General features: G+C 65.7%; 22 protein-coding genes, 1 tRNA gene and 1 pseudogene. 9 read left to right on the plus strand and 15 right to left on the minus strand.

Going from position 1 to position 19,838, the window contains the following annotated elements; all coding sequences use genetic code 11:
* Positions 1–145: 145 nt before the first annotated feature.
* A pseudogene (locus tag ACJASC_RS14055) lies at positions 146–535 on the minus strand (transposase); the annotation flags it as partial.
* A 354-nt stretch (positions 536–889) separates the two neighbouring features.
* On the opposite strand from ACJASC_RS14055, the gene ACJASC_RS14060 reads away from it, so the two are divergent.
* A complete protein-coding gene (locus ACJASC_RS14060) occupies positions 890–1,573 on the plus strand; it encodes a hypothetical protein (protein WP_415146562.1) in 684 nt (227 codons plus the stop codon).
* 1,334 nt (positions 1,574–2,907) lie between these two features.
* Here the strand turns inward: ACJASC_RS14060 and ACJASC_RS14065 are convergent.
* From ACJASC_RS14065 to ACJASC_RS14075, 3 genes are all read right to left on the minus strand, one after another.
* Positions 2,908–3,579, minus strand: a complete 672-nt coding sequence (locus ACJASC_RS14065) for an AEC family transporter (protein ID WP_415146563.1) — start codon at positions 3,577–3,579, stop codon at positions 2,908–2,910.
* A 7-nt stretch (positions 3,580–3,586) separates the two neighbouring features.
* Positions 3,587–3,802 carry an AEC family transporter gene (locus ACJASC_RS14070; RefSeq protein WP_415146564.1) on the minus strand — a complete coding sequence of 72 codons (216 nt, stop codon included), beginning with the start codon at positions 3,800–3,802 and terminating at the stop codon, positions 3,587–3,589.
* A gap of 391 nt (positions 3,803–4,193) precedes the next feature.
* Entirely contained in the window at positions 4,194–4,505 is a 312-nt protein-coding gene (locus ACJASC_RS14075; RefSeq protein WP_021693775.1) for an ETC complex I subunit, read from the minus strand.
* A gap of 132 nt (positions 4,506–4,637) precedes the next feature.
* Between ACJASC_RS14075 and uvrB the strand changes: the two genes are divergently transcribed.
* Positions 4,638–6,845, plus strand: a complete 2,208-nt coding sequence (uvrB, locus tag ACJASC_RS14080) for an excinuclease ABC subunit UvrB (protein ID WP_415146565.1) — start codon at positions 4,638–4,640, stop codon at positions 6,843–6,845.
* Between the two features lie 13 nt (positions 6,846–6,858).
* Here uvrB and ACJASC_RS14085 read toward each other — a convergent pair whose 3' ends face one another.
* Positions 6,859–7,131 (minus strand): GlsB/YeaQ/YmgE family stress response membrane protein, encoded by a 273-nt coding sequence (locus tag ACJASC_RS14085; protein WP_415146566.1) that lies wholly within the window; start codon positions 7,129–7,131, stop codon positions 6,859–6,861.
* A 116-nt stretch (positions 7,132–7,247) separates the two neighbouring features.
* On the opposite strand from ACJASC_RS14085, the gene ACJASC_RS14090 reads away from it, so the two are divergent.
* The 4 genes from ACJASC_RS14090 to ACJASC_RS14105 all read left to right on the plus strand — a co-directional run bounded on the left by ACJASC_RS14090 (position 7,248) and on the right by ACJASC_RS14105 (position 9,103).
* Positions 7,248–7,763: a YdcF family protein gene (locus ACJASC_RS14090; RefSeq protein ID WP_415146567.1), complete on the plus strand. Its 516-nt coding sequence runs from the start codon at positions 7,248–7,250 to the stop codon at positions 7,761–7,763.
* A gap of 46 nt (positions 7,764–7,809) precedes the next feature.
* Complete coding sequence (locus tag ACJASC_RS14095; protein ID WP_415146568.1) at positions 7,810–8,484, plus strand: hypothetical protein; 675 nt, start codon at positions 7,810–7,812, stop codon at positions 8,482–8,484.
* A 37-nt stretch (positions 8,485–8,521) separates the two neighbouring features.
* Entirely contained in the window at positions 8,522–8,992 is a 471-nt protein-coding gene (locus ACJASC_RS14100) for a pyridoxamine 5'-phosphate oxidase family protein (RefSeq protein ID WP_415146569.1), read from the plus strand.
* 35 nt (positions 8,993–9,027) lie between these two features.
* Positions 9,028–9,103: transfer RNA gene (locus tag ACJASC_RS14105), tRNA-Ala, on the plus strand.
* Positions 9,104–9,181: 78 nt separating this feature from the next.
* Here ACJASC_RS14105 and ACJASC_RS14110 read toward each other — a convergent pair.
* The 5 genes from ACJASC_RS14110 to ACJASC_RS14130 form a co-directional block, all read right to left on the minus strand.
* Positions 9,182–9,430 (minus strand): hypothetical protein, encoded by a 249-nt coding sequence (locus ACJASC_RS14110; protein WP_415146570.1) that lies wholly within the window; start codon positions 9,428–9,430, stop codon positions 9,182–9,184.
* 93 nt (positions 9,431–9,523) lie between these two features.
* The gene (locus tag ACJASC_RS14115; protein ID WP_415146571.1) at positions 9,524–9,808 is read right to left on the minus strand and encodes an antifreeze protein; all 285 of its coding nucleotides are present in this window, start codon (positions 9,806–9,808) and stop codon (positions 9,524–9,526) included.
* Positions 9,809–9,936: 128 nt separating this feature from the next.
* Entirely contained in the window at positions 9,937–12,213 is a 2,277-nt protein-coding gene (locus ACJASC_RS14120; RefSeq protein WP_415146572.1) for a glycosyl hydrolase family 28-related protein, read from the minus strand.
* A 213-nt stretch (positions 12,214–12,426) separates the two neighbouring features.
* Entirely contained in the window at positions 12,427–12,837 is a 411-nt protein-coding gene (locus ACJASC_RS14125) for a DUF4864 domain-containing protein (RefSeq protein WP_415146573.1), read from the minus strand.
* Positions 12,838–12,978: 141 nt separating this feature from the next.
* The gene (locus tag ACJASC_RS14130; protein ID WP_415146574.1) at positions 12,979–14,559 is read right to left on the minus strand and encodes a lysine--tRNA ligase; all 1,581 of its coding nucleotides are present in this window, start codon (positions 14,557–14,559) and stop codon (positions 12,979–12,981) included.
* Positions 14,560–14,648: 89 nt separating this feature from the next.
* Between ACJASC_RS14130 and ACJASC_RS14135 the strand changes: the two genes are divergently transcribed.
* The gene (locus tag ACJASC_RS14135; RefSeq protein WP_045319882.1) at positions 14,649–15,065 is read left to right on the plus strand and encodes a tellurite resistance TerB family protein; all 417 of its coding nucleotides are present in this window, start codon (positions 14,649–14,651) and stop codon (positions 15,063–15,065) included.
* Between the two features lie 80 nt (positions 15,066–15,145).
* Positions 15,146–15,325 (plus strand): PLDc N-terminal domain-containing protein, encoded by a 180-nt coding sequence (locus tag ACJASC_RS14140; protein WP_021693764.1) that lies wholly within the window; start codon positions 15,146–15,148, stop codon positions 15,323–15,325.
* 2 nt (positions 15,326–15,327) lie between these two features.
* Here ACJASC_RS14140 and dacB read toward each other — a convergent pair whose 3' ends face one another.
* The 3 genes from dacB to ACJASC_RS14155 are packed head-to-tail and all read right to left on the minus strand — an operon-like array spanning position 15,328 to position 18,352.
* On the minus strand, positions 15,328–16,863 hold the full coding sequence (gene dacB, locus ACJASC_RS14145) for a D-alanyl-D-alanine carboxypeptidase/D-alanyl-D-alanine endopeptidase (RefSeq protein WP_415146575.1): 1,536 nt from the start codon (positions 16,861–16,863) through the stop codon (positions 15,328–15,330).
* Between the two features lie 47 nt (positions 16,864–16,910).
* On the minus strand, positions 16,911–17,537 hold the full coding sequence (locus ACJASC_RS14150; RefSeq protein ID WP_415146576.1) for a nicotinate-nucleotide adenylyltransferase: 627 nt from the start codon (positions 17,535–17,537) through the stop codon (positions 16,911–16,913).
* Positions 17,534–18,352: a TolB family protein gene (locus ACJASC_RS14155; protein ID WP_415146577.1), complete on the minus strand. Its 819-nt coding sequence runs from the start codon at positions 18,350–18,352 to the stop codon at positions 17,534–17,536. Before ACJASC_RS14155 ends, ACJASC_RS14150 begins: the two co-directional genes overlap by 4 nt.
* Before the next feature lie 238 nt (positions 18,353–18,590).
* Between ACJASC_RS14155 and ACJASC_RS14160 the strand changes: the two genes are divergently transcribed.
* A complete protein-coding gene (locus ACJASC_RS14160) occupies positions 18,591–18,797 on the plus strand; it encodes a cold-shock protein (RefSeq protein WP_021693760.1) in 207 nt (68 codons plus the stop codon).
* Positions 18,798–18,899: 102 nt separating this feature from the next.
* Here ACJASC_RS14160 and ACJASC_RS14165 read toward each other — a convergent pair whose 3' ends face one another.
* The gene (locus tag ACJASC_RS14165; protein WP_021693759.1) at positions 18,900–19,103 is read right to left on the minus strand and encodes a dodecin family protein; all 204 of its coding nucleotides are present in this window, start codon (positions 19,101–19,103) and stop codon (positions 18,900–18,902) included.
* Positions 19,104–19,136: 33 nt separating this feature from the next.
* Positions 19,137–19,826, minus strand: a complete 690-nt coding sequence (locus ACJASC_RS14170) for an arylesterase (RefSeq protein ID WP_415146578.1) — start codon at positions 19,824–19,826, stop codon at positions 19,137–19,139.
* Positions 19,827–19,838 lie beyond the last annotated feature (12 nt).

Genomic DNA, 19,838 nt, shown 5'->3' on the forward strand with positions numbered 1-19,838 from the left:
CGGCTTCCTGCTCCTTGATCATCCCGATGATCTGCGCCTCGGTGAAGCGGCTCTTTCGCATCGTCTGCTCCTTTGCAATTGAGCAAACTCTACATCAGACTGAGGGATCTCGAGGGGGGCAGGTCACCTCCAGCGGCCGCAGTTCGGCGTTCCGGTCGTCCATCAGTTCCCTGATGGCGTGCCCCATCTTCCACGCGGTCTTCTGGTTCACGCCGAGCAACCGTGCCATCACAACCGAGGAGATGCCCTTGCTCGATGTGAGCACCAGGAACATCGCGCAGATCCAGATACGCAAGTCGAGCTTCGTGCCGTGCATCGGGGTGCGCGTGGTGACCGTGAACTGGAGACGACAGTCCCGGCATTGGTAGAGCCCCGGTCGGCAGGTGCGACCGCGCAGTATCGACGAGGCTACCGAGCCGCAATGCGGACAGTGCCTGCCGGTCGACCATATGATACCTTCCAGGAAGCGTCGAGCATGCATCTCGCTGGGCATGCGCTTCCAGATGTCCGGGATCGACTTGAGTTCGGTGATCATCGGAACCCTCCATGCCTGCCACCAGCCGGGCAATATTGGCCGGGAGGTCGATTTCCGAAGGAGGAGCCTGAGGAAAAGGCGCGAAATGCGGCGACACCAAGGAAAACCTACGCCCCTTCAGACGCTTGGACCACTCGGTGCTTTTTCTCGTGGATAAGCGCGTAGTGTTTTTAAACCAGAAGCGCTTCGCGAGCTGTAGGATTCACGTCACAAAGCAGTCATGAACTCGGTCGATGGTAGTCAAAAATCATATGCGGTCATCATTTTATAATAAGCGGGATATTCAATAGAGTGGAATTCTTGGTCGGCCTGGTGGTCGCGATCGGATTATACCTTCAATGGCATAGACGTAGAATGCTGCAATCAACTCAGGCGAAACTAAATGAGGGCACCCTTGCAGGGCGAGCCTTAAAAGCCTTTATACTACTCCCGGCCGCAAGCCGGCGCAGCCTCGATTTATATTATAATGATTACATGCACCGTGAGTTCGCCTTTATAAAGGCGCGAGGCTATTTGCAAAGCGAATCAATACGTGACAGATGGCAAAGCGATAAAAAAGACTATGGCTGCTACGGAAAGTTCCTCTGGCGACGCGATAATCGAATCGTGACGCCGTCCATGTGGGACAGAATACTATTCAGCCTTCCAAGAGCTACAGCGGTAATAACCGAAAAAGCACTGAGGTTCGATCTTCATACTGGGCTGCTCATCTGTGGCGTTATTGGGGCCTTCGTCCTGAGCTCGAAAACTGCAATAGAAGATCCCACTATAGTCTCAATGTTTTGGGTGATCGGCGCTCCGCTTCTTGCGTTCGTCGGGTACAGTATACACTGGTATTTTCAGCCGTTATCACTCGCGTTTATTATAGCATTTTTCCTAATAAATTTCTCTCAAAGCTACTTTGATAGACTGGGCCTTACCTTTGTCGAAAATGTAGTTGCAGAACTACTTTCCTCGCCAGGAACTGCCCTCTCTGTTGCATCAATCCTGACACTAGCTTTTATCTCCACATTGGTTGACGCCCTTGACGCAATATAACTCTTCTTGGTTTTGACTTTCATATGCTAACGCTTAGACCGTGACGCGGTCGAAAACTGTCAGGAGACAGTTCTACGGCAACACCTCGACATGTCGAATGAGACATCATCCGACATGTCGAGGCCGCAGCACTGACATAATTACGTCAGCATGAGTGGCAGCATAGTCCGCACAACCGACTTTGAGAAGTAAAGAGCTGGGTGCCGATGCCGTCGCTCTCTTGGCTTGACAAACGGGTTGGTCAAGCAAGGCGGGGTTCGCTTCAACTCCGGCAAGCTATGCGGGATCTACCTTATCGCCAACGCTGAGAAACTCAGTTAATTCCGCGAAAGGCGGCGCCACCAATTGGCATAGGGAGTGTTCTTTGGATGGTGGCGATTGACGTCCGGCGCCCCGTCTGACCACCAAACAGGCCCCCGTTCACCCAATGCCACTTTAGTCGCATGCACCCGTCTCCGTGCATCTTCAATTTCCTTATCCGTCTTTGCATTCTTCACCGCGGAGCGAGCCTTCATAAGCTTCTTCACAAGCTCCGCGCGCTCCACATCGGAGAGGGCGGGGTTACTGCATCGCCACAAGCGATCCTTTACCAAGAAATATCGGCCGTCCGGCGTGGTGGGGTAGGATTTGTGTGCCATTGCGGACAGCAAAAGTGTGGGTCGTAGTCGGAAACTGATATGCTGCCAAAATTAGGCTCGTTTCGAGCTGAGACCAGTGCCAATACGTGCTTGTGAACTCCTACCAGAGCCGGCGCAGAGGGGGCGAGAATGATCGCGCAAGAGGCGTAGATTGCGGATGGATTGGCGACTTCGGCTTGCTTCAGCGTCGTTATGCTCCTCTAATACTTAGGGACATGTGTGAATGTCTCTGTTGACGAGCCGCGCTGCAAGAATGCGGAGAGCAGTGAACTGCAGCTTTGGGCCGTTTTCCCCGTTACCGCTTTCGAGCGAACGCGACATTGCAAACGCCGCTTTCTGCGCATTGCTGCCCTTCGTGCGGGGCACAGCAGATCTCCGGAGCCAGCCGGCCTACGGCCTCTACCGATCCTGGCGCAGACGTCGACTTACTAGTGATAGCGATCTGCTGTTTGCTGAACCGAGATTTCTGCGAGGGCCTTCCTCGCATTGCCTGCTTTGCAATTTACGAGACTTTTCAGAGATTTGGTGGTCCAGTTTCCCGAAATCAGGTCATCTCTACAGCCGCGGCTTCCGGACGCGCCGCGTGGCCCTGCTTCGCGAGGATGCAGCACGGCGCAGCGCGGCCGTGGCATCAGAGGCCGGGTAGGTATGACCGGCCCGCAGCGGCCTTGTGACGGCGAGGATCGGGCGCGCGCCTCACCGCGCTCCGAGAACGAGCAGCACGAGCGGCAGGGTCGCGATCACCGCCAGCGTCTGGGTCGTCACGATCCCGGCCATCAGCGTGGCGTCGCCGTTCATCTGTCGCGTCAGCGCATAGGCGGTCGGCGCCGTGGGCACCGCCGAGAACACGACGAGCACCATGATCTCCACCTCGGACAAGCCGAAGACGAGGCTCACCGCCCCGGCGAGGACCGGCATGGCAAGCAGCCGCGCCGCGCCGATCCCCGTCAGGACGGCCCAATCGCCGCGCAGCGAGGTGTGCGTCAGCGCCGCGCCGACGCAGAGCAGCCCGAGCGGCAGGCTGGCCTGTACCATCAGCGCCACGAAGCTGCCGACCCCGAGCGGCAGGCCGATCCCGCTCAGCGCCAGCCCGAAGCCGCCGAGACAGGCGAGGATTAGCGGGTTTCGCAGCACCTTGCGCGCCACGAGAGACAGCGACCCGCCCTTTTCGCCCAAGGCGAGGATCGACAGCAGGTTCACGAGCGGCACCGCGATGGCGAGGTAGATCGCCGCGCGCTCGATCGCCGGGGCGCCGGACAGCACCGTGAGGGTTGAGAGGCCGAGATAGGTGTTGAACCGGATCACGCCTTGCAGGACCGGGCCGAAGCGGGCGGCGGGCAGCGGGCGCACACGCGCCAGCAGCGCCACGAGGCGGTCAGGATCGTCGCGATCGAGGCCCCGCCCAGCCGGAGGAGGCCGGATCGTCCACGGGCGCTTCGGCGAGGCTGGAGACGAGCAGCGCCGGGAACAGCAGGAAGTAGTTCAGCCGATCCGCCATCGGCCAGAAGCCCGGCCCCGGAAAGCCGCTGCGGGCGAGGGCATGTCCGAGGCAGATCAGCGCGAAGATCGGCCAGATCGAGATCAGTAGCATGAAGGCCCCGTGTCCTGCCCGTGTCCTGCGCCTGACGCCATGTCGGGCCGAATGCAATGGCGCGAGGGGCCATCACCCGGCCCGAGTTAGCGGCTGTCCGGGCAGCGGGGAAAGACCGGCTTGGCAGGATGGGCGTCGTTGTCTTTCGCTCGTCGGACGCACGACGGGCAACCACAGTATTGGCCAGTTCATCGTGCCCTCGACGCCCGACGCCGCGTTCAGGCGATGCAATCGAAGTTGGCGGGCCCTTGAACCGAAACGGGCGACCGTCAGGCCGCCCTCAATAGAACCCTATGGCATCCGATCCGGTCGAACACTCGATGTTGTGTTACCCGGCCTCTTCGCCGGATCTTCACCGCGAAACCGCCTCAACTTGAGTCGGATTTACATGTCAGTGCGTCCAGGCCCCGCGCCGGGTGGTCGAGAAGTTCTCGCCATAACCGCCGGGGCGGATGTTGTGCTTGCGCACATGCGGCTCCTGCACGATCGCGTCGAGCCCGTGCTTCTCGGCATAGGCCAGCGCTGCCTCGCGGCTGTCGAAATACATCCGTACCTGGCTTTGGGTGTCGGTCGAGCTGGTCCAGCCCATCAGCGGGTCGATCTCGCGCTTGGAGGCCGGCGCGAATTCGAGGATCCAGGCCTCGGTCTTGGCGGTGCCGGACTGGGTGGCTGTCCGGGCGGGTCGGTAGATCCGTGCGCGCATCTGATGGTCCCTTCTCATCTGCTCGGCGTTATCGGCAAAACGGCGTCGCCATGCAAGGCGGCAAAGACGCCGCACCCCTCTTGCACAGGAACGAAAAGAGGCCAGATTGGTTCGGTCCCGAGGAGTCCGCCGATGCACAACAACTCGCCCCAGCAGATGCCGATGCTGCACGCCCCCGCGCCGGATGTGAAGGCGCGCGACAAGCTCGAAGGCGGCAAGCGGTTTCGCATGCAGACCGACTTCTCGGCGGCGGGCGACCAGCCCACCGCCATCGTCGAGCTTGCGGGCGGCATCAGCTCGGGCGAGCGCGATCAAGTGCTCTTGGGCGCCACCGGCACCGGCAAGACCTTCACCATGGCCCGCGTGATCGAGGAGACGCAGCGCCCGGCGATCATCCTTGCGCCCAACAAGACCCTCGCGGCGCAGCTCTATGGCGAGTTCAAGGGGTTCTTCCCCGACAACGCGGTCGAATATTTCGTCTCGTATTACGACTACTACCAGCCCGAAGCCTACGTGCCGCGATCGGACACCTTCATCGAGAAGGAAAGCCAGATCAACGAACAGATCGACCGGATGCGCCACTCGGCCACCCGCGCGCTTCTCGAGCGCGACGACGTGATCATCGTGGCCTCGGTCTCGTGCATCTACGGCATCGGGAGCGTCGAAACCTATGGCGCGATGACGGTCGACCTGCACAAGGGCAAGACTTACGAGCAGCGCGCCGTGATGGCCGATCTCGTGGCGCAGCAGTACCGGCGCAACGACGCGGCCTTCGCGCGCGGCTCGTTCCGGGTGCGCGGCGACAGCCTCGAGGTCTGGCCCGCCCACCTCGAGGATCGGGCGTGGCGGCTGTCCTTCTTTGGCGACGAGTTGGAGAGCATCACCGAATTCGACCCTCTCACCGGGTCGAAAACCGACGAGTTCGACCGCATCCGCATCTATGCCAACAGCCACTACGTCACCCCGCGCCCGACGATGAATCAGGCGGTTAAGGGCATCAAGGAAGAGCTGCGCATCCGGCTTGAGCAGCTTCAGGGCGAGGGCAAGCTGCTGGAAGCCCAGCGGTTGGAGCAGCGCACGCATTTCGATCTCGAAATGCTGGAGGCCACCGGCGTGTGCAACGGCATCGAGAACTACTCGCGCTATCTCACGGGGCGCGCGCCGGGCGAGCCACCGCCCACCCTGTTCGAGTTCATCCCCGACAACGCCATCGTCTTCGCCGACGAAAGCCACGTCTCGGTCCCGCAGATCGGCGGCATGTACAAGGGTGACTTCCGGCGCAAGATGACGCTGGCCGAGCACGGCTTCCGCCTGCCGTCCTGCATGGACAACCGCCCCCTCAAGTTCGAGGAATGGGACGCGATGCGGCCGCAGTCGATCTTCGTGTCGGCCACGCCCTCGGCTTGGGAGCTCGATCAGGCGGGCGGCGTCTTCACCGAACAGGTGATCCGCCCCACCGGCCTGCTCGACCCGCAGATCGAGATCCGGCCGGTGAAGACGCAGGTGGACGACCTTCTGGACGAGATCCGGCGCGTCACGGCCAAGGGCTACCGCACGCTGTGCACCACGTTGACCAAGCGCATGGCCGAGGACCTGACCGAATACCTGCACGAGCAGGGCATCAAGGTGCGCTACATGCATTCCGACATCGACACGATAGAGCGGATCGAGATCCTGCGCGACCTGCGGCTCGGGGCCTTCGACGTGCTGATCGGGATCAACCTGCTGCGCGAGGGGCTCGACATCCCCGAATGCGGGCTGGTGGCGATCCTCGACGCCGACAAGGAGGGCTTCCTGCGCTCCGAAACCTCGCTCGTGCAGACGATCGGCCGAGCGGCGCGCAACGTCGACGGCCGGGTCATCATGTATGCCGACCGGATCACCGGCTCCATGGAGCGCGCCATGGCCGAGACCGAGCGGCGCCGCGAGAAGCAGATCGCCTACAACATCGAACACGGCATCACGCCCGAGACCGTGAAGAAGAACGTCGATGACATCCTCGCCGGTCTCTACAAGGGCGACGTCGACATGAACCGGGTCACCGCCAAGGTCGACAAGCCGATGGCGGGGGCGAACCTGCAAGCGGTGCTCGACGGTCTCAAGACCGACATGCGCAAGGCCGCCGAGAACCTCGAATTCGAGGAGGCGGCGCGCCTGCGCGACGAGGTGAAGCGGCTGGAGGCGGTGGATCTGATGGTGTCGGACGATCCCATGGCGCGCCAGCAGGCGGTCGAGCGGGCCTCGGAGGCGGCGGTGAAGTCGTCTGGACGCTCCACCGCCGGCAAGCCCGGTCAGCGCGGCGGCAACGTGGATCGCAAGAAGAACCGCAAGCCCCGCTAGGTGCCGCGTGAGCCTATTTGGCGATCGCGCGCACCAGCGCCAGCACCAGCGCCGCGCCGATCAACGCCACGAGGATGACCAGCAGCAGCCCCCCGGCGGCCAGAACGGTCACGCCCAGCGCGGCCAGAACGAAGGGCGTGGCCATCGCCGCCAAGGCGCCCACGATCATGTAGAGCGCCCGCCTGCGCCCGCCCGAAAGCAGGCTTGCGAACCAGCCCACGGCGAGGCCCACAAGCGCCAGTATGACCAACGCCGCGATGCCGATGCCTTGCAGAAGTTCTTCCATCATCCGTCTCCAATTGTTGCGCCAAGCCTAGCGCGGCAACGCGCGTGGGAAAGGCCCGGTCTGCCGGGCGGGATCATGGCGCCGCTAGCTGGCCCGCAGGAACAGGACCGCCCCCGATGACCGACCCGACGACAACCGAGACCGCCGATGAAACCACCGCCGCGATGATCCTCGGTGCCGCCGTTTGGGAGGACGGGCCTTCGCCGACGCTGCGGCGGCGCACGCTGCAGGGCGCTGCGCTATGGCACATGGGCGAGGTGTCGCATCTCGTGCCCTGCGGCGGGCTGGGGCGGCATCCGCCGAGCGAGGGCGAGGCGATGCGCCGACTGCTCGTCGAGGCGGGCGTGCCCGACCATGCGATCCACCCCGAGACCGCCTCGCGCGACACGCTCGAGAACATCCGTCTCGCCCTGCCGATCCTTGCCCGGCTCGGCACGGACCGGGTCGTGGTGGTGACCGACGCGCCCCACCTGCCCCGCGCCCTGCTAGTGGCGCGCAGGCACGGGCTCAAGGCGCGTGGCAGCGCCCCGCAGGGCGGCGCACGTCGGGCGGCGCAGCTGCGCCTCGCCCTGCGCGAGATCCCCGCCTATGCCGCCTATCTGTGGCGGCTGCGGTCGTTAACCCGCCGTTAACTGCCCACCCCTCAGCCTTGGGAATGGCTGTTCGGGGGAAGGGCCGATGTCGCGCATCCTCGTCCTGTTGCTCTGCCTGCGGCTCGCCTTGGGCGCGGGACCGGTCTGGGCGGGGGCATGGCCGCGCGACGAGGGCGAGACATTCCTGTCCTTCGGCGGCAACGTGGCGCTCTTCGGCGGTGCGATGCGGCCTGTGCATTACGACCCGATGTTCTATGCCGAACACGGCCTGACCGCGCGGCTTACCCTGGGCATCGACGGCTACACCGCCGATGCGGGCACCGCCGGAAGCCTCTTTGCATGGCTGCGCCTGCCTTGGCGCCCGGGCGATGGCGACGATGTCTGGGCGGTGTCGACCGGGATCGGCGCGACGCTGCTGCCCGACGGCACCCACGAGGCGACGACGCGGCTCGGGCTGCATTGGGGACGCGGGCTCGAAAGCGGCTGGCTGGCGCTCGACGCCCAAGGGCAGCTCGGCGTGACCCGGCTGTCGCATCAGGCCAAAATCGAAGCCACGTGGGGCCACAAGATCACCCCGCTCTGGACCAGCCTGTTTCAGGGGCAGGCAGGCTACGGGCTGTCCGGCGACCTTTATGCCAAGCTCAGCGCATCGGTCATATGGCACACAACCGAGACGTTCGACCTGCGGCTCGGCCTCACCCGCGCGATGACCGGCGACCGCGGCGGCGGGCTGACGCTCGAAAGCTGGTGGCGCTTCTGATCTTGCCTGCGCCGCCGCGCCGCGACAGGCTGATCCCATGACCGATCCGATCCGCCCCACCGATGACGGCGCCCGCAAGCAGGCCGCGCGGCTCCTGGCGCAGGCGTGCCACGGCGTGCTCGGCGTGCAGGGTGACGGGCCGCCGGGACTGAGCCGGGTGGCGCTCTTGCCCGATGGCGCGGACCTGCTCATGCTGGTGTCGGATCTGTCGCGGCACACGCGGGCCCTCGCTACCGACCCCCGCTGCGCCCTGCTGATCGGTGAGCCGAGCCTTGGCGATCCGCTCGCCGCCGCGAGGCTGTCGCTGGAGCTTCGGGCCGAGGCGGCCGACAAGGCGGCGCATCGCGCGGCTTGGCTCGCATGGCATCCGCAGGCGGCGCTTTATTTCGATTTCGCCGACTTTCGGCTGCTGCGGCTGATGGTGCAAAGCGGGTTTCTGGTCGGCGGGTTCGGCCGGGCTTTCGCCCTGTCGCGCGCCGATCTCGAAAATCCCCGCCCCACCGCTTGACACATGCGCGACGAAAGGCCAGATACGCGCGCAGTGGGGTCGTAGCTCAGTTGGGAGAGCGCGTCGTTCGCAATGACGAGGTCAGGGGTTCGATCCCCCTCGACTCCACCAACTTTCTTCCTTCAGGCAAACGAAACCGGCGCCGCAGCTTGCGCCACGACGCCGATGCATTCGCATGGCCCGGTCGGATCAGACCGGCATCGCCTTGTCCCGGGCACCGGAATTGGCGATGCTTTGCGCCGCCTTGCGGGCAAAATCATTGCCGACCATCGCCGCGTCGCTCGCCTCATTGGCGAGATCGGCGCCCTCTTCGGCCATTTCGCGGGCCTTGGGGAGAAGCGCGTTCATTGCCGACATCTGCATGTCGAACGCGGCGCTCCACATCTTGAAGCCTGCCTGCCACATCTGGAGCGGCATGGTGATATAGCGGTTGTCCATCGCTTGGACCTTTCCAGGGGTGAGTGTGCCGCCACAACCCCCGGATGCGGCACCGCGTTCCGGCGCGGACGCCGCCCTAGCGGAAACCGGCCGTCAGCCGCCCATCTTCAGGAAATTCGGGCCACGACGCGCCAGACGCTTGTTGTTCGAGGCGGTGCGGCGCTGCAGCGGCAGCATCGCGGCCATCGCGACCTGATCGGGGCGCTTGCCCGACATCATGGCGCGGTTGCCCGCGACCATCGCCTCGGCGAAGGCCGGGCCCTTCTCATCTACCATGCGGGTATTTTCGGTGCCGGTGACGGCCCACAGGCCCGCCATGCCCATGATGCGGTAGGCCATTACCGCTTGGGTTTCGGCCATCAGGGTCCAGAATGTCACGGATGTTCGAACGAGTTCGGCCGGTGTCGCGATCGAGTTCATCATCGTCTCCACAGGAGGGGGCCCGGGGTGGGAGGGCTACCTGCATGGACGCGCGAACCCCCTCTCGGGTTCCGCGCCGTCCTGCGTCATACAGGCTGATCCATGCGCACGCGGCAGCGCATCCGTCCCGAAACCGGCCGGTCCCAGATGATGCGGAAGCTGCGCCTGTCGCCGCCATGCTCGGGGTCGATCCACGGGTTCGCATAGACCGCATTCCCTGACGCGTCCTCGACCTTGCCTTCGGGAAGCGCCGCCTCCACCACCCGCGCGCGCCCCTCGAACGGCAGATGCGGCGCGGTGCCGACGACCCAGATCCGGGTTGCCGAATTCTCGGCATGGCTCAGGCTCGCGGGATTGCGCGCCGGGGCGTTGATGCCATGAAAGGCGTTGGATTCGAAGGTGATGTCGCGCATCCGCCCGTAATCGAGGTCGGCAAAGCTGGTATCGACATGCTCGACCCGGTCGATGTTGCCGTTGAAGGTCCGGAACACGTTGCCGGTCACGTGCAGCCCGTGAATATAGTGGCCCGGCCCGCGCGGCTTGATCACCAGCCAGTTGAACCAGCGCGCCGCATCGGTGCAGATGAAGATGTTGCCGGTGATGGTGAGGCCGCCGAAGCTGAACTGCGCGCCGCGCGCGGGGCTCTCGTCGTGCTCATTGCTCCATTCGATGAAATTGTTGTCGATGTAGTTGCCGACGATCAGCGAGGCCGGGTTGGGCCGGGTCAGGATGATGCCGCCCTTGCGCACCCCGTCGGATTCCGAATCGCCATGGAACCAGTGGTTGTTCGAGATCAGGTTGCCGGTGCCCGCCAGCACGCAGAAATGCTCGAACAGCACGATCCGGCTGTCGCGGATCTTCACGTCGTTGGCGTTGGCGTTGAAGCACAGGGTTTTCCGCTGCTCCACCGGCAGGCCCTGCTCGTTCGACAGGAACTGGCAGCGGTCGATCATCATCCCCTGACAGCCGCCGCCATGCGAGGTCAGGCCGCGGTCGCGCGGCTTGGTCACGAAGCAGTCGCGCAAATGAAAGGCGAGACCGGCGGGCGGCAGGATGATCCCCGAGGCGATGCCGTTGCACTGGAATTCGATGTCGTCGAAGACGAACTGGCTCAGATCCCTGAACCCCGAGAAGTCGATCAGGTAGCGAAACCGGGTAAAGGTGAAGGGCTGGACCCCTTCGGCGTCATAGAGCGGCTGGCTCAGAACGACCCGACGGTTGGCGACATCGACCGATTTGACATAGACCTCGCGCCCGACCCCGTTTCCGGTCACGAGGCTGCCCGGCGCGATCGAACCCGCATTGCTCACATTGTCGAGCCGGTAGGGCGTGGCGGCGGCATAGCTGGCGTTCGACGTCACCTTCGCGGGCGTCCAGGCCGCGCCGTCGATGGGCTGGAACTGACCGTTGCGCACCACGCGGCGGGTGGCGAAGGTCTCGCGGTCGGGCACGGCGGCGGCCATGTCGAAGGGTTTCGTGAGGCCGATGCGCCGCCCCTCGAGATCGAGCGACTCGTGGTCCGAAAAACTCAAGAGCGCCTGAAACGCCTTGGTGAAGGCCAGCTCCTCGTTGCCGAGCGCGTCGAGATAGGCGCCAAAGCGGAAATCGCGCTGCAGGATCAGCTTGGTTCCGCCCACCGGCGCGACGGTGCCGACAAAGCGTACATGGCTGCGGAAGGTGACGTCGCTGGTGATGCGAAAGCGCCCCTCCGGCACCAGAACCATGCGCCCCTCCGCCGCCGCGTCGGCGGCCTCGAAGGCGGCGGCATCATTGCCGGTGCCGTCGCCGCGCGCGCCGTAATCGCGCACATCGACCACGCCCGCGAAATCGGCCGCGAAAAGATGAGTGACTTCCTCGACCGCGATGTCGTCGACGCGCACCACCCCGCCCGAGGGGCCGGTGAGATCGATCCCGACATGGCCGTAGCCCGCCCCCGGCCACACCAGATCGACCCCGTCGCGCAGCCCCGGCCCGATGATGGCGCGGATCTCGACCACATCGCCATAAGCGGTAAGCTCGGTGACGGGCGCGGTTTCGTCCACCCCGCCCAGATGCGCGCCCGTCTCGCGCCCGGCCCAGGCCGCGATCCGCACCCCCGGAAGCGGCCCCGACACCGCCTTCACCCTCGCGGTGACGCGGATGTAGAGGCCGGGCCGCACCGGCGTCTCGCCCATGTAGCGCAGCTTTTGCACCGAGGCGGTCTTGAGGATTTCGAGCGCGCCGCCGAAATCCTGATCGGCGGGCACGAAGACGCCGCTGCCCGATTGCGCATAGGTGTCGGAGCCGGGTGTTCCGTCGCCGCTTGACCAGACATCGAGACCTGCGGAAAACGATGTCGGCATCAAGCTTTCGGTGATCGGCATGGCATGGGCCCCTGTCGCTGTGGGGCGGACCGGGGGCGACGCGCCCCCCGCCCGTCACCGCCCCGGCCCGCCCGGTCCTCGTCCGGGCCATGGCTCCGGACAGGCGACATCAATAGCGGGCGGGCATGAAGAACTGGCCATTGCAGCGTGCGCAAGGCAGGGCCGCGCGCAACGCCCCCCGACGAGACCTCGCATCAGGTCCCGCGCAGGGCCTCAGACGCCGACCTGCGGCCCTGCGACGAGCGACACGCCGTCGATGCGCCAGCCCTGCGGCGTCTCGATCATCTTGTATTCAAGGACATGCGGCACGCCACGCGCGTCGCGCAGCATCACCCGCTGCCACCAGACATCGCCCTGTTCGCGCAGATCGAGATAGCGCGCGCCGGAATTGTCCCAGACCATCGGGTAGCCCTGTTCGACCATGGCGCCAAAGCTCGCGGCGTTGCCGAACATGCGCCGGATCGTCCGGCTGGCATGATCGAAGGCCCCGTCGAGATCGCGCGCGATGAAATCCGCAAGTTGGTCGTCGATCACCGCCGCGATGGCGGGGCCTTCCCTCTCCTGCGCCCCGGCGGCCCCCGACAGCGCGGCCGACAGCAACAGGGCCGTGAATGCGATACGCATGATCCGTCCTCCTCGGTCTCTCCGGGAAGCTACGGCATCGCGGCCCGTTCGGTTTCACCCGCGCTCTCGCGGGATCGGCGCTCGGGGTGCAACCGGCGGGAAAGACGCCTCTTTCCAGCCATCACGTTGTGGAGAGCCGGTTCAGGCGACCAGATCGCCCGACAGTGCCCGGTCGATCAGGGCCACCGTGTTCTCGACGCCGTAGAGCGCGATGAACCCGCCGAAGCGCGGGCCTTCGGAGGCGCCGAGCAGCACCTCATAGAGCGCCTTGAACCAGTCGCGCATCGGATCGAACTTGCGCTCGCGGGCAACCGCGAAGACCACCGATTGCAGCCCGTCGGCATCCGCTCCGCCCGCCCATGCGGCAAGCCGCGCGCGCAAGTCCTCGAGCGCCGCGCGCTCCTCCTCGGTGGGGGCGCGGTAGGTCTTGCCCGGCTTCACCCGATCCTCGTAGTAGCGGATCGCGAAGCCCGCCGCGTCGTCGAGGCCGGGATGCGTCTCGGGGCTGGCCTCGGGCGCGTAGCGGCGGATGAAGCCCCACAGCGTCTCCTTGTCTTCGGCGCCAGACACCGAGACCAGATTCAGAAGCATCTGGAACGGCACCACCATGTCCGAGGCAGGCACGTCGCCCTGATGGATGTGATAGACCGGGTTGGCGAGCTGCGCCTTGAGATCCTGACCGGGATAGGCGCGCAACTGCTGGTGATATTCGTCCACCATCTTGGGGATGACGTCGAAATGCATCCGCTTGGCGGTCTTGGGCTTGAGATACATGAAGTAGCTCAGGCTGTCGGTCGAGGCATAGCTCAGCCACTCGTCCATCGTGAGGCCGTTGCCCTTGGACTTGGAGATTTTCTGGCCCTGATCGTCGAGGAACAGCTCGTAGGTGAAGTGATGCGGCGCGCGGCCGCCCAGCACCTTGCAGATGCCGTCATAGATCGGCGTGTTGGTCGAATGGTCCTTGCCATACATCTCGAAATCGACGCCGAGCGCGGCCCAGCGCGCACCGAAATCGGGCTTCCACTGCAGCTTCACGTTGCCGCCCGTCACCGGCAGCGTCCATTCGCGCCCCTCCTCGTCGTCGAAGGTGACGGTGTGCTCCTTGGCATCGACATGCTTCATCGGCACGTAGAGCACGCGGCCCGTCTCGGGGTGGATCGGCAGGAAGCACGAATAGGTCTCGCGCCGCTCGTCGCGCAAGCTCTTCAGCATGATCGCCATGATGTCGTCATAGCGCTCGGTGGCGAGCTTGAGCGTGTCGTCGAACTTGCCCGCCCGGTAGAACTCGGTCGCCGAGACGAACTCGTAATCAAAGCCGAACGTGTCGAGAAACCGGCGCAGCATGGCATTGTTGTGCCCGCCGAAACTGTCATGCGTGCCGAAGGGATCGGGAACGCTCGTCAGCGGCCGCTGCAGGTTCTCGTGCATCATCTCCTGCTGCGGCACGTTTTCGGGCACCTTGCGCATGCCGTCGAGATCGTCCGAGAAGCAGATGAGCCGCGTCGGGATGTCCGAGATCACCTCGAAGGCACGGCGGATCATCGTGGTGCGCAGCACCTCGCCGAAGGTGCCGATATGCGGCAGGCCCGACGGCCCGTAGCCGGTTTCGAACAGCACGTGGCCCTTCTCGGGGTCCTTGCCGCCAAGACGTTTGAGCAGCGCGCGCGCCTCTTCGAAGGGCCAGGCCTTGCTCTGCATCGCCGCGTCGCGCATCTCGGACATCGTGTCACCTCTTGGGAATGATCCGGCTCTCCTATTGCGGGGGGGTCACGGCGTCAATAAATTGGCCTCGAATGCAAGGAGCCCGACCCATGAGCGACACCCCTTCCCTGACCGCGCAGGATGCGCTGGTGGCGCTGATGATCGCCGTCTCGGCCTCGGACGAAACCATCCGCACCTCCGAACTCGTCAAGATTTCGAACATGGTGAACCACCTGCCGGTGTTCTCCGATTACGGCGACGACCTGTCGGGCATCTCGAACACCGTGTTCGACCTGCTCGAACAGGAGGACGGTCTCGACGCACTGTTCGGCCTCATCCGCGCGGCACTGCCCGAGCGGTTGTTCGAGACGGCCTATGCGCTGGCCTGCGACGTGGCCGCCGCCGATGGCAACGTCACCGAGGGCGAGGGGCGGATGCTCGAGGAGATCCGCTACGAGCTGGCGATCGACCGGCTGCACGCAGCGGCAATCGAGCGCGGCGCGCGGGCGCGGCACCTCACCGTCTGAGCGCCGTCTTCGCACTCTACCCTTGGACCCCGAGGCCCCCGCCGGGCGTTCATGACGCATAGCCATGAAAGGGCCGCGTCATGCGCATCTTCGGACTGATCGTCTTCCTGCTCGATCTCTACGCCATCTGGAACGTCGTCACCTCCTCTGCCTCTACGGGCAAGAAGGTGATCTGGACCCTCGCCATCCTGATCCTGCCGGTGCTCGGCCTGATCGTGTGGTTCTTCATGGGGCCGCGGGGACGCAAGATCAGGACCTGAGCCTAGTTGGTGGCGTTCCGTTCTGTTTCATAGGCGATGCCCCAGCGCTGCAGCAGCCTCTGCTGCAGCCACTTGGCGCGGCCGTTGTAGCTGCGCGCGCCCTCGGGGCGCTCTTCCTCGTCATCCTGCGAATCGATGCGCCGCTCCACGTCGCCCGAGAAGATCGCGAAGGCGATATCCCGCCCGCCCATCGTGCGCTCGTAACCCGCCAGCGCGCTGACGAAGTTGAGCGTGCCGGTCTTGGCCACCACGACGCCCGGCGGTGTGGCCAGCGCCTCGCCGCGCGGGCCATAGAGGCGGATCGACTTCAGAAGCGGCCTGAGCGCCTCGCGCGCCTGCGGCGTGGCGAGGATCTTGCCCATCTGCATGGCGCTGATCCGGCTCCCGCCGCCCAGACCCGAATGATCCACGAGATCGGGCGCGGCCCCGAACCGCGCCTCGATCCAGTTCGACATCGCCCGCCCCGATCCCGGCAGGTCGGTGACGCCGGTGCCGCGCCTGACGCTGGCGGCAAGGCCGATCTGCTCGGCGGTGAGATTGGTCGAATAGAGAAGCATGTCACGGATGAGCCGGGTGAGATCGGCGCTCTGGTGGCGCACCAGCACCGTGCCCTGCGGCGCGGCGGCCGCCTCGGACACCGCGCCCAGATCGATCCCCTGCGCCTCGGCCAGCTTTGCAAAGACCTGCCCGGCATAAAGCGCGGGCCGCCGCACCGGCAGCCATCGCGACCCGCTGTCGCCGAGATAGCGCCGTCCCACGGTCCAGACGTCGACACCGTCCTCCTGCGCATAGGTGTAGACCGGCGTGCCGCGATCCACCGCCTCGATTCGCGCCATCGCGACCTCGGGGCGGCTGTCGGTGCCGCGCGCATCGAGCGTCAGCTCGTAGCCCGTGCCGCGCCGCACCCATGAGAAATAGATGCGGTTGTAGTTGAGATTGAGCCCGCCCACGGACGGGTTGTAGCCCAGATGCGCCATCTGCACCGGGTCGATCTGCGCCTCCTGCGGCACCGCCCCGCCCCAGACGACGAGACCGCCCGTGACGCCACGCACGCCCGCCGCCTTCAGCTCGAGCGCCATGCCGTCCAGCGCATCGGTATCGAGCGTCGGATCGCCCGACCCCGCGAGCACGAGGTCGCCCTGCACGATGCCGTTCTCGACGGGGCCCGTGGCCATGAGGGTCGTGTCGAAGCGGAAATCCCCGCCCAGCGCATCGAGCGCATAAAGCGCCGTGATCGACTTGGCCACGCTGGCGGGCGGCAGGCGGGTATAGGCGTCGTGCTGATCGAGGATCTCGCCCGAACGCGCATCGAGCGCAACAAAGGAGGTGCGCCCGCCGAGCCGGGCCTCCTCGACGAAGCGGGCGGTGGACTCGCGCGCCTGCGGGCGCAACCCCGAGGGGCGCGCATCGAGCGCCACGGCCCCCCCGGGGCGGGCCTGCGGGCGCAGCGCGGTGAGCGGCGCCTGCGCCATCGCGGCGGAGGCGGTCAGGGAAAGGCCGCCCAGAAGCAGGCCGCGTCGGGTCAGTCGTGCATTCATACCCGATAGATAGAGCGCGCGGGCGGGTGGGGGCAACGCCCCGCGCCTCACGGTTTTGCAAGTTTTCGACCCGATGACGGCCAATCGCCCCCCGCGCGGATCGCCGTCGAGGAGACGGCCGACATCGGCAGGTTGACGAAACACCACGCGGGCGCCTGCGAGCGGGCCAGCGCCTCGGCCGAGCCCATCGGCAGTTGCGCCGCACGGTAAACCCGCGCCGCACGTGACAGCCGCGCCGACAGCCGGTCGCCGGGCCGCGCGAAGACCCCCATCGGCACCGTCTCGACGATGCGGTGCCAGTCCTGCCAGCGATGCAGCTGCACAAGATTGTCGGCGCCCATCAGCCAGATGAAATCGACGCCCGGATAGCGCGCGGTGAGCCGGGCGATGGTCTGGGCGGTATAGCGCGTGCCGAGCCGCGCCTCGATGTCGGTGACCTGTATCCGGGGATGCCGCGCCACGGCCTCGGCCTGCGCGATGCGCTGCGGCATCGGCGCGGGGCGGCGCGCCTTGAGCGGGTTGCCGGGGCTCACCATCCACCACACGCGGTCGAGCCGGAACCGGCGGATCGACTCGAGCGTGATCGCCATGTGCCCTTCATGCGCCGGATCGAACGACCCGCCCAGAAGGCCGATGGCCTGCCCCGCCCGTGCCCGCGGCCATCCCGTGCTCATGCCGGGTAGCGGATGAAGGCAAAGCACGAGCCGTCCGGCGCCCAGCACGGCACGTTCAGGCTCCCCTGCCCGCCGCGAAACCGCGCGATCTCGCGCCCCGCGCCGCCCGTTTGCGGCATCAGCCACAGCGCCACGTCGCGATCGGCGGGATGGCCCTCGGTGCCCGGCGGATAGCGCAGATGCACGACATGGCGGCCATCGGGCGACGGATGCGGAAACCAGTCGACGCCCGGACCGTCGGTCATCCGCTCCTCACCCGTGCCGTCGGGCCGGATGCGCCAGATGTCCACCGCGCCGTCCCGCTCACCGTTGAACCAGATCCACGTGCCATCGCTCGAGAAATCCGGCCCGTCGGCGTGATCGAAGGCATCGGTCACGCAACGTTCCTCGCCGGTCTCGACATCGGTGAGGTAGATCCCCACCGGCCCGCCACCCCGCGCTCCGGCATGGACGACCTGCCGCCCGTCCGGGCTCCAGCCATGCATCCATGATGGCACGGCCCGGGTGACGCGGCGCGGCGTCCCGCCCGCGACCGGCACGAGATAGACGCAGGAGGCGCCGGTCTCGACCTTGTCGGAGATCGCGACATGCCCGCCATCGGGCGACGGCGCATGGTCGTTGTTGAGCTGCGTGGCAAAGCCGGTATCCACGGGCGCAAGCCGGTCCGCCTCCGGGCCGAGCCGCCACAGCCGCCCTTCGGCATTGAGCAAGAGCGCGCCGTCGGCGCACCAGTTCGGTGCCTCGACGCGGCCCTCGCAGGTCAGGCGCACGGATATCGCGCCATCATGCCGCCAGACGCAGATCCCACTCTTCATCGCGCTCCCCCCCGGTGCTGCCGGACGCGCCGCGCGGTTCAGGCAAGGAGCTGCCGAACCGCGTCCGACAGGCCCGAATGCGAATTGATTTTCTGGCTGATTCGGGTTAACTGGACAAGGCGACGTTACCTCTATCGACTACTGTCTCCTTTACCGGCCTCAGTCCCTCGATCAGCACTGACAGAGCCGCAGACCGCCGCAATTCCGCGCGCGGAGACTTGTTAAGGAAGACAGCACGATGGCTACCGGCACCGTGAAATGGTTCAACACCACCAAAGGCTTCGGCTTCATTGCCCCCGATGGCGGCAGCAAGGACGTGTTCGTCCACATTTCCGCTGTTGAGCGCTCGGGCCTGACCGGCCTGGCCGACAACCAGAAGGTCAGCTTCGACATCGAAGCCGGCCGCGATGGCCGTGAATCGGCCGTGAACCTCAAGCCGATGTAAAACGAAGGGGCGCGCCTCGCGCCCCGTCGCACAGGTTTCGGGACGGGCACGACCTCTGGCGGGTCGTGCCCGTTTTCGTCTCGGGACGCTTTCGTGTCGGGTTCAGTCCGCGAGAATGAAGGTGACCCGCATCGCCACGCGATACTCGGTGATCCGCCCGTTCTCGACCGCCACCTTTTGTTCGGACACCCAAGCCCCGGTGATGCCCTGAAGCGTCTCCGAGGCCCGCGCGATCCCGTTCTTCACGGCCTCGTCGAAACTGTTCGGCGATGCGGCGATGATTTCCGTGACCTTTGCGACAGACATGGTGCGATCCTCCCTGTTGCGATGACAGGGAATCTAGCGCGCGGCGGCCTGCGATCCATCGCCCCGCGGCGCGTCGGCCCTCACCTCTTCGGCCAGATCCAGCACCCAAGGCCCCAAGGCCTCGACGATCACCGCTACCCCTTCGGCGTTGGGATGGATGCCGTCGGATTGCAGATAGGCCCGCCGTGCCGCATCGACGCCCTGCCCGTCCTGCAGCGCCGAGAAGAAATCGGGGTAGAGAGGCACGTCATGCGTCTCGGCCAGTGTTTCATAAGCGCCGTCGAAGGCCTGCGCGTAATCCGCGCCATAGTTCGGACCCGCCGCGATCCCGACCAGAAGCGCCTCGATCCCCGCCGCATCGGCCTTGTCGAGAATGCCGTCGAGATTGTCGCGCATCGCCTCAGGCGCCAGCCCACGCAGGAAATCATTGCCGCCCAGCGCCACGATCATCGCATCGACCTCGGGCGTCAGGGTCCAGTCGGTGCGTGCGAGCCCGCCCGCCGAGGTGTCGCCCGACACGCCGGCATTGATCAGCCGGATCTGCGCGCCTTCGGCGTCGAGCCATTCCTGAAGCTGCGGCACCAGCCCCTCGCCCTGCGGCAGCCCGTAGCCCGCCGTCAGGCTGTCGCCCAGCGCCGCGATGACGACTTCCTCCGTCTGGGCGGCGACCGGGGCGGCGAGCGCGGCTGCGGCGAAGAGCAGCGGCAGCAACGGGTTGCGCATCCCCGCTCTCAG

This window comes from Limimaricola cinnabarinus, assembly GCF_047631075.1.
GTDB classification, from domain to species: domain Bacteria; phylum Pseudomonadota; class Alphaproteobacteria; order Rhodobacterales; family Rhodobacteraceae; genus Limimaricola; species Limimaricola cinnabarinus.

Coding starts and splice junctions, on each gene's coding strand:
- ACJASC_RS14155 (WP_415146577.1), bottom strand. CDS start 18,352: ATGAAGAGTGGGATCTGCGTCTGGCGGCATGATGGCGCGATATCCGTG.
- ACJASC_RS14085 (WP_415146566.1), bottom strand. CDS start 7,131: ATGGAAGAACTTCTGCAAGGCATCGGCATCGCGGCGTTGGTCATACTG.
- ACJASC_RS14075 (WP_021693775.1), bottom strand. CDS start 4,505: ATGCGCGCACGGATCTACCGACCCGCCCGGACAGCCACCCAGTCCGGC.
- ACJASC_RS14130 (WP_415146574.1), bottom strand. CDS start 14,559: ATGTCCGAGATGCGCGACGCGGCGATGCAGAGCAAGGCCTGGCCCTTC.
- ACJASC_RS14125 (WP_415146573.1), bottom strand. CDS start 12,837: ATGCGTATCGCATTCACGGCCCTGTTGCTGTCGGCCGCGCTGTCGGGG.
- dacB (WP_415146575.1), bottom strand. CDS start 16,863: ATGAATGCACGACTGACCCGACGCGGCCTGCTTCTGGGCGGCCTTTCC.
- ACJASC_RS14060 (WP_415146562.1), top strand. CDS start 890: ATGCTGCAATCAACTCAGGCGAAACTAAATGAGGGCACCCTTGCAGGG.
- ACJASC_RS14090 (WP_415146567.1), top strand. CDS start 7,248: ATGACCGACCCGACGACAACCGAGACCGCCGATGAAACCACCGCCGCG.
- ACJASC_RS14070 (WP_415146564.1), bottom strand. CDS start 3,802: ATGCTACTGATCTCGATCTGGCCGATCTTCGCGCTGATCTGCCTCGGA.
- ACJASC_RS14150 (WP_415146576.1), bottom strand. CDS start 17,537: ATGAGCACGGGATGGCCGCGGGCACGGGCGGGGCAGGCCATCGGCCTT.
- ACJASC_RS14120 (WP_415146572.1), bottom strand. CDS start 12,213: ATGCCGATCACCGAAAGCTTGATGCCGACATCGTTTTCCGCAGGTCTC.
- ACJASC_RS14165 (WP_021693759.1), bottom strand. CDS start 19,103: ATGTCTGTCGCAAAGGTCACGGAAATCATCGCCGCATCGCCGAACAGT.
- ACJASC_RS14140 (WP_021693764.1), top strand. CDS start 15,146: ATGCGCATCTTCGGACTGATCGTCTTCCTGCTCGATCTCTACGCCATC.
- uvrB (WP_415146565.1), top strand. CDS start 4,638: ATGCACAACAACTCGCCCCAGCAGATGCCGATGCTGCACGCCCCCGCG.
- ACJASC_RS14110 (WP_415146570.1), bottom strand. CDS start 9,430: ATGGACAACCGCTATATCACCATGCCGCTCCAGATGTGGCAGGCAGGC.
- ACJASC_RS14135 (WP_045319882.1), top strand. CDS start 14,649: ATGAGCGACACCCCTTCCCTGACCGCGCAGGATGCGCTGGTGGCGCTG.
- ACJASC_RS14100 (WP_415146569.1), top strand. CDS start 8,522: ATGACCGATCCGATCCGCCCCACCGATGACGGCGCCCGCAAGCAGGCC.
- ACJASC_RS14170 (WP_415146578.1), bottom strand. CDS start 19,826: ATGCGCAACCCGTTGCTGCCGCTGCTCTTCGCCGCAGCCGCGCTCGCC.
- ACJASC_RS14095 (WP_415146568.1), top strand. CDS start 7,810: ATGTCGCGCATCCTCGTCCTGTTGCTCTGCCTGCGGCTCGCCTTGGGC.
- ACJASC_RS14160 (WP_021693760.1), top strand. CDS start 18,591: ATGGCTACCGGCACCGTGAAATGGTTCAACACCACCAAAGGCTTCGGC.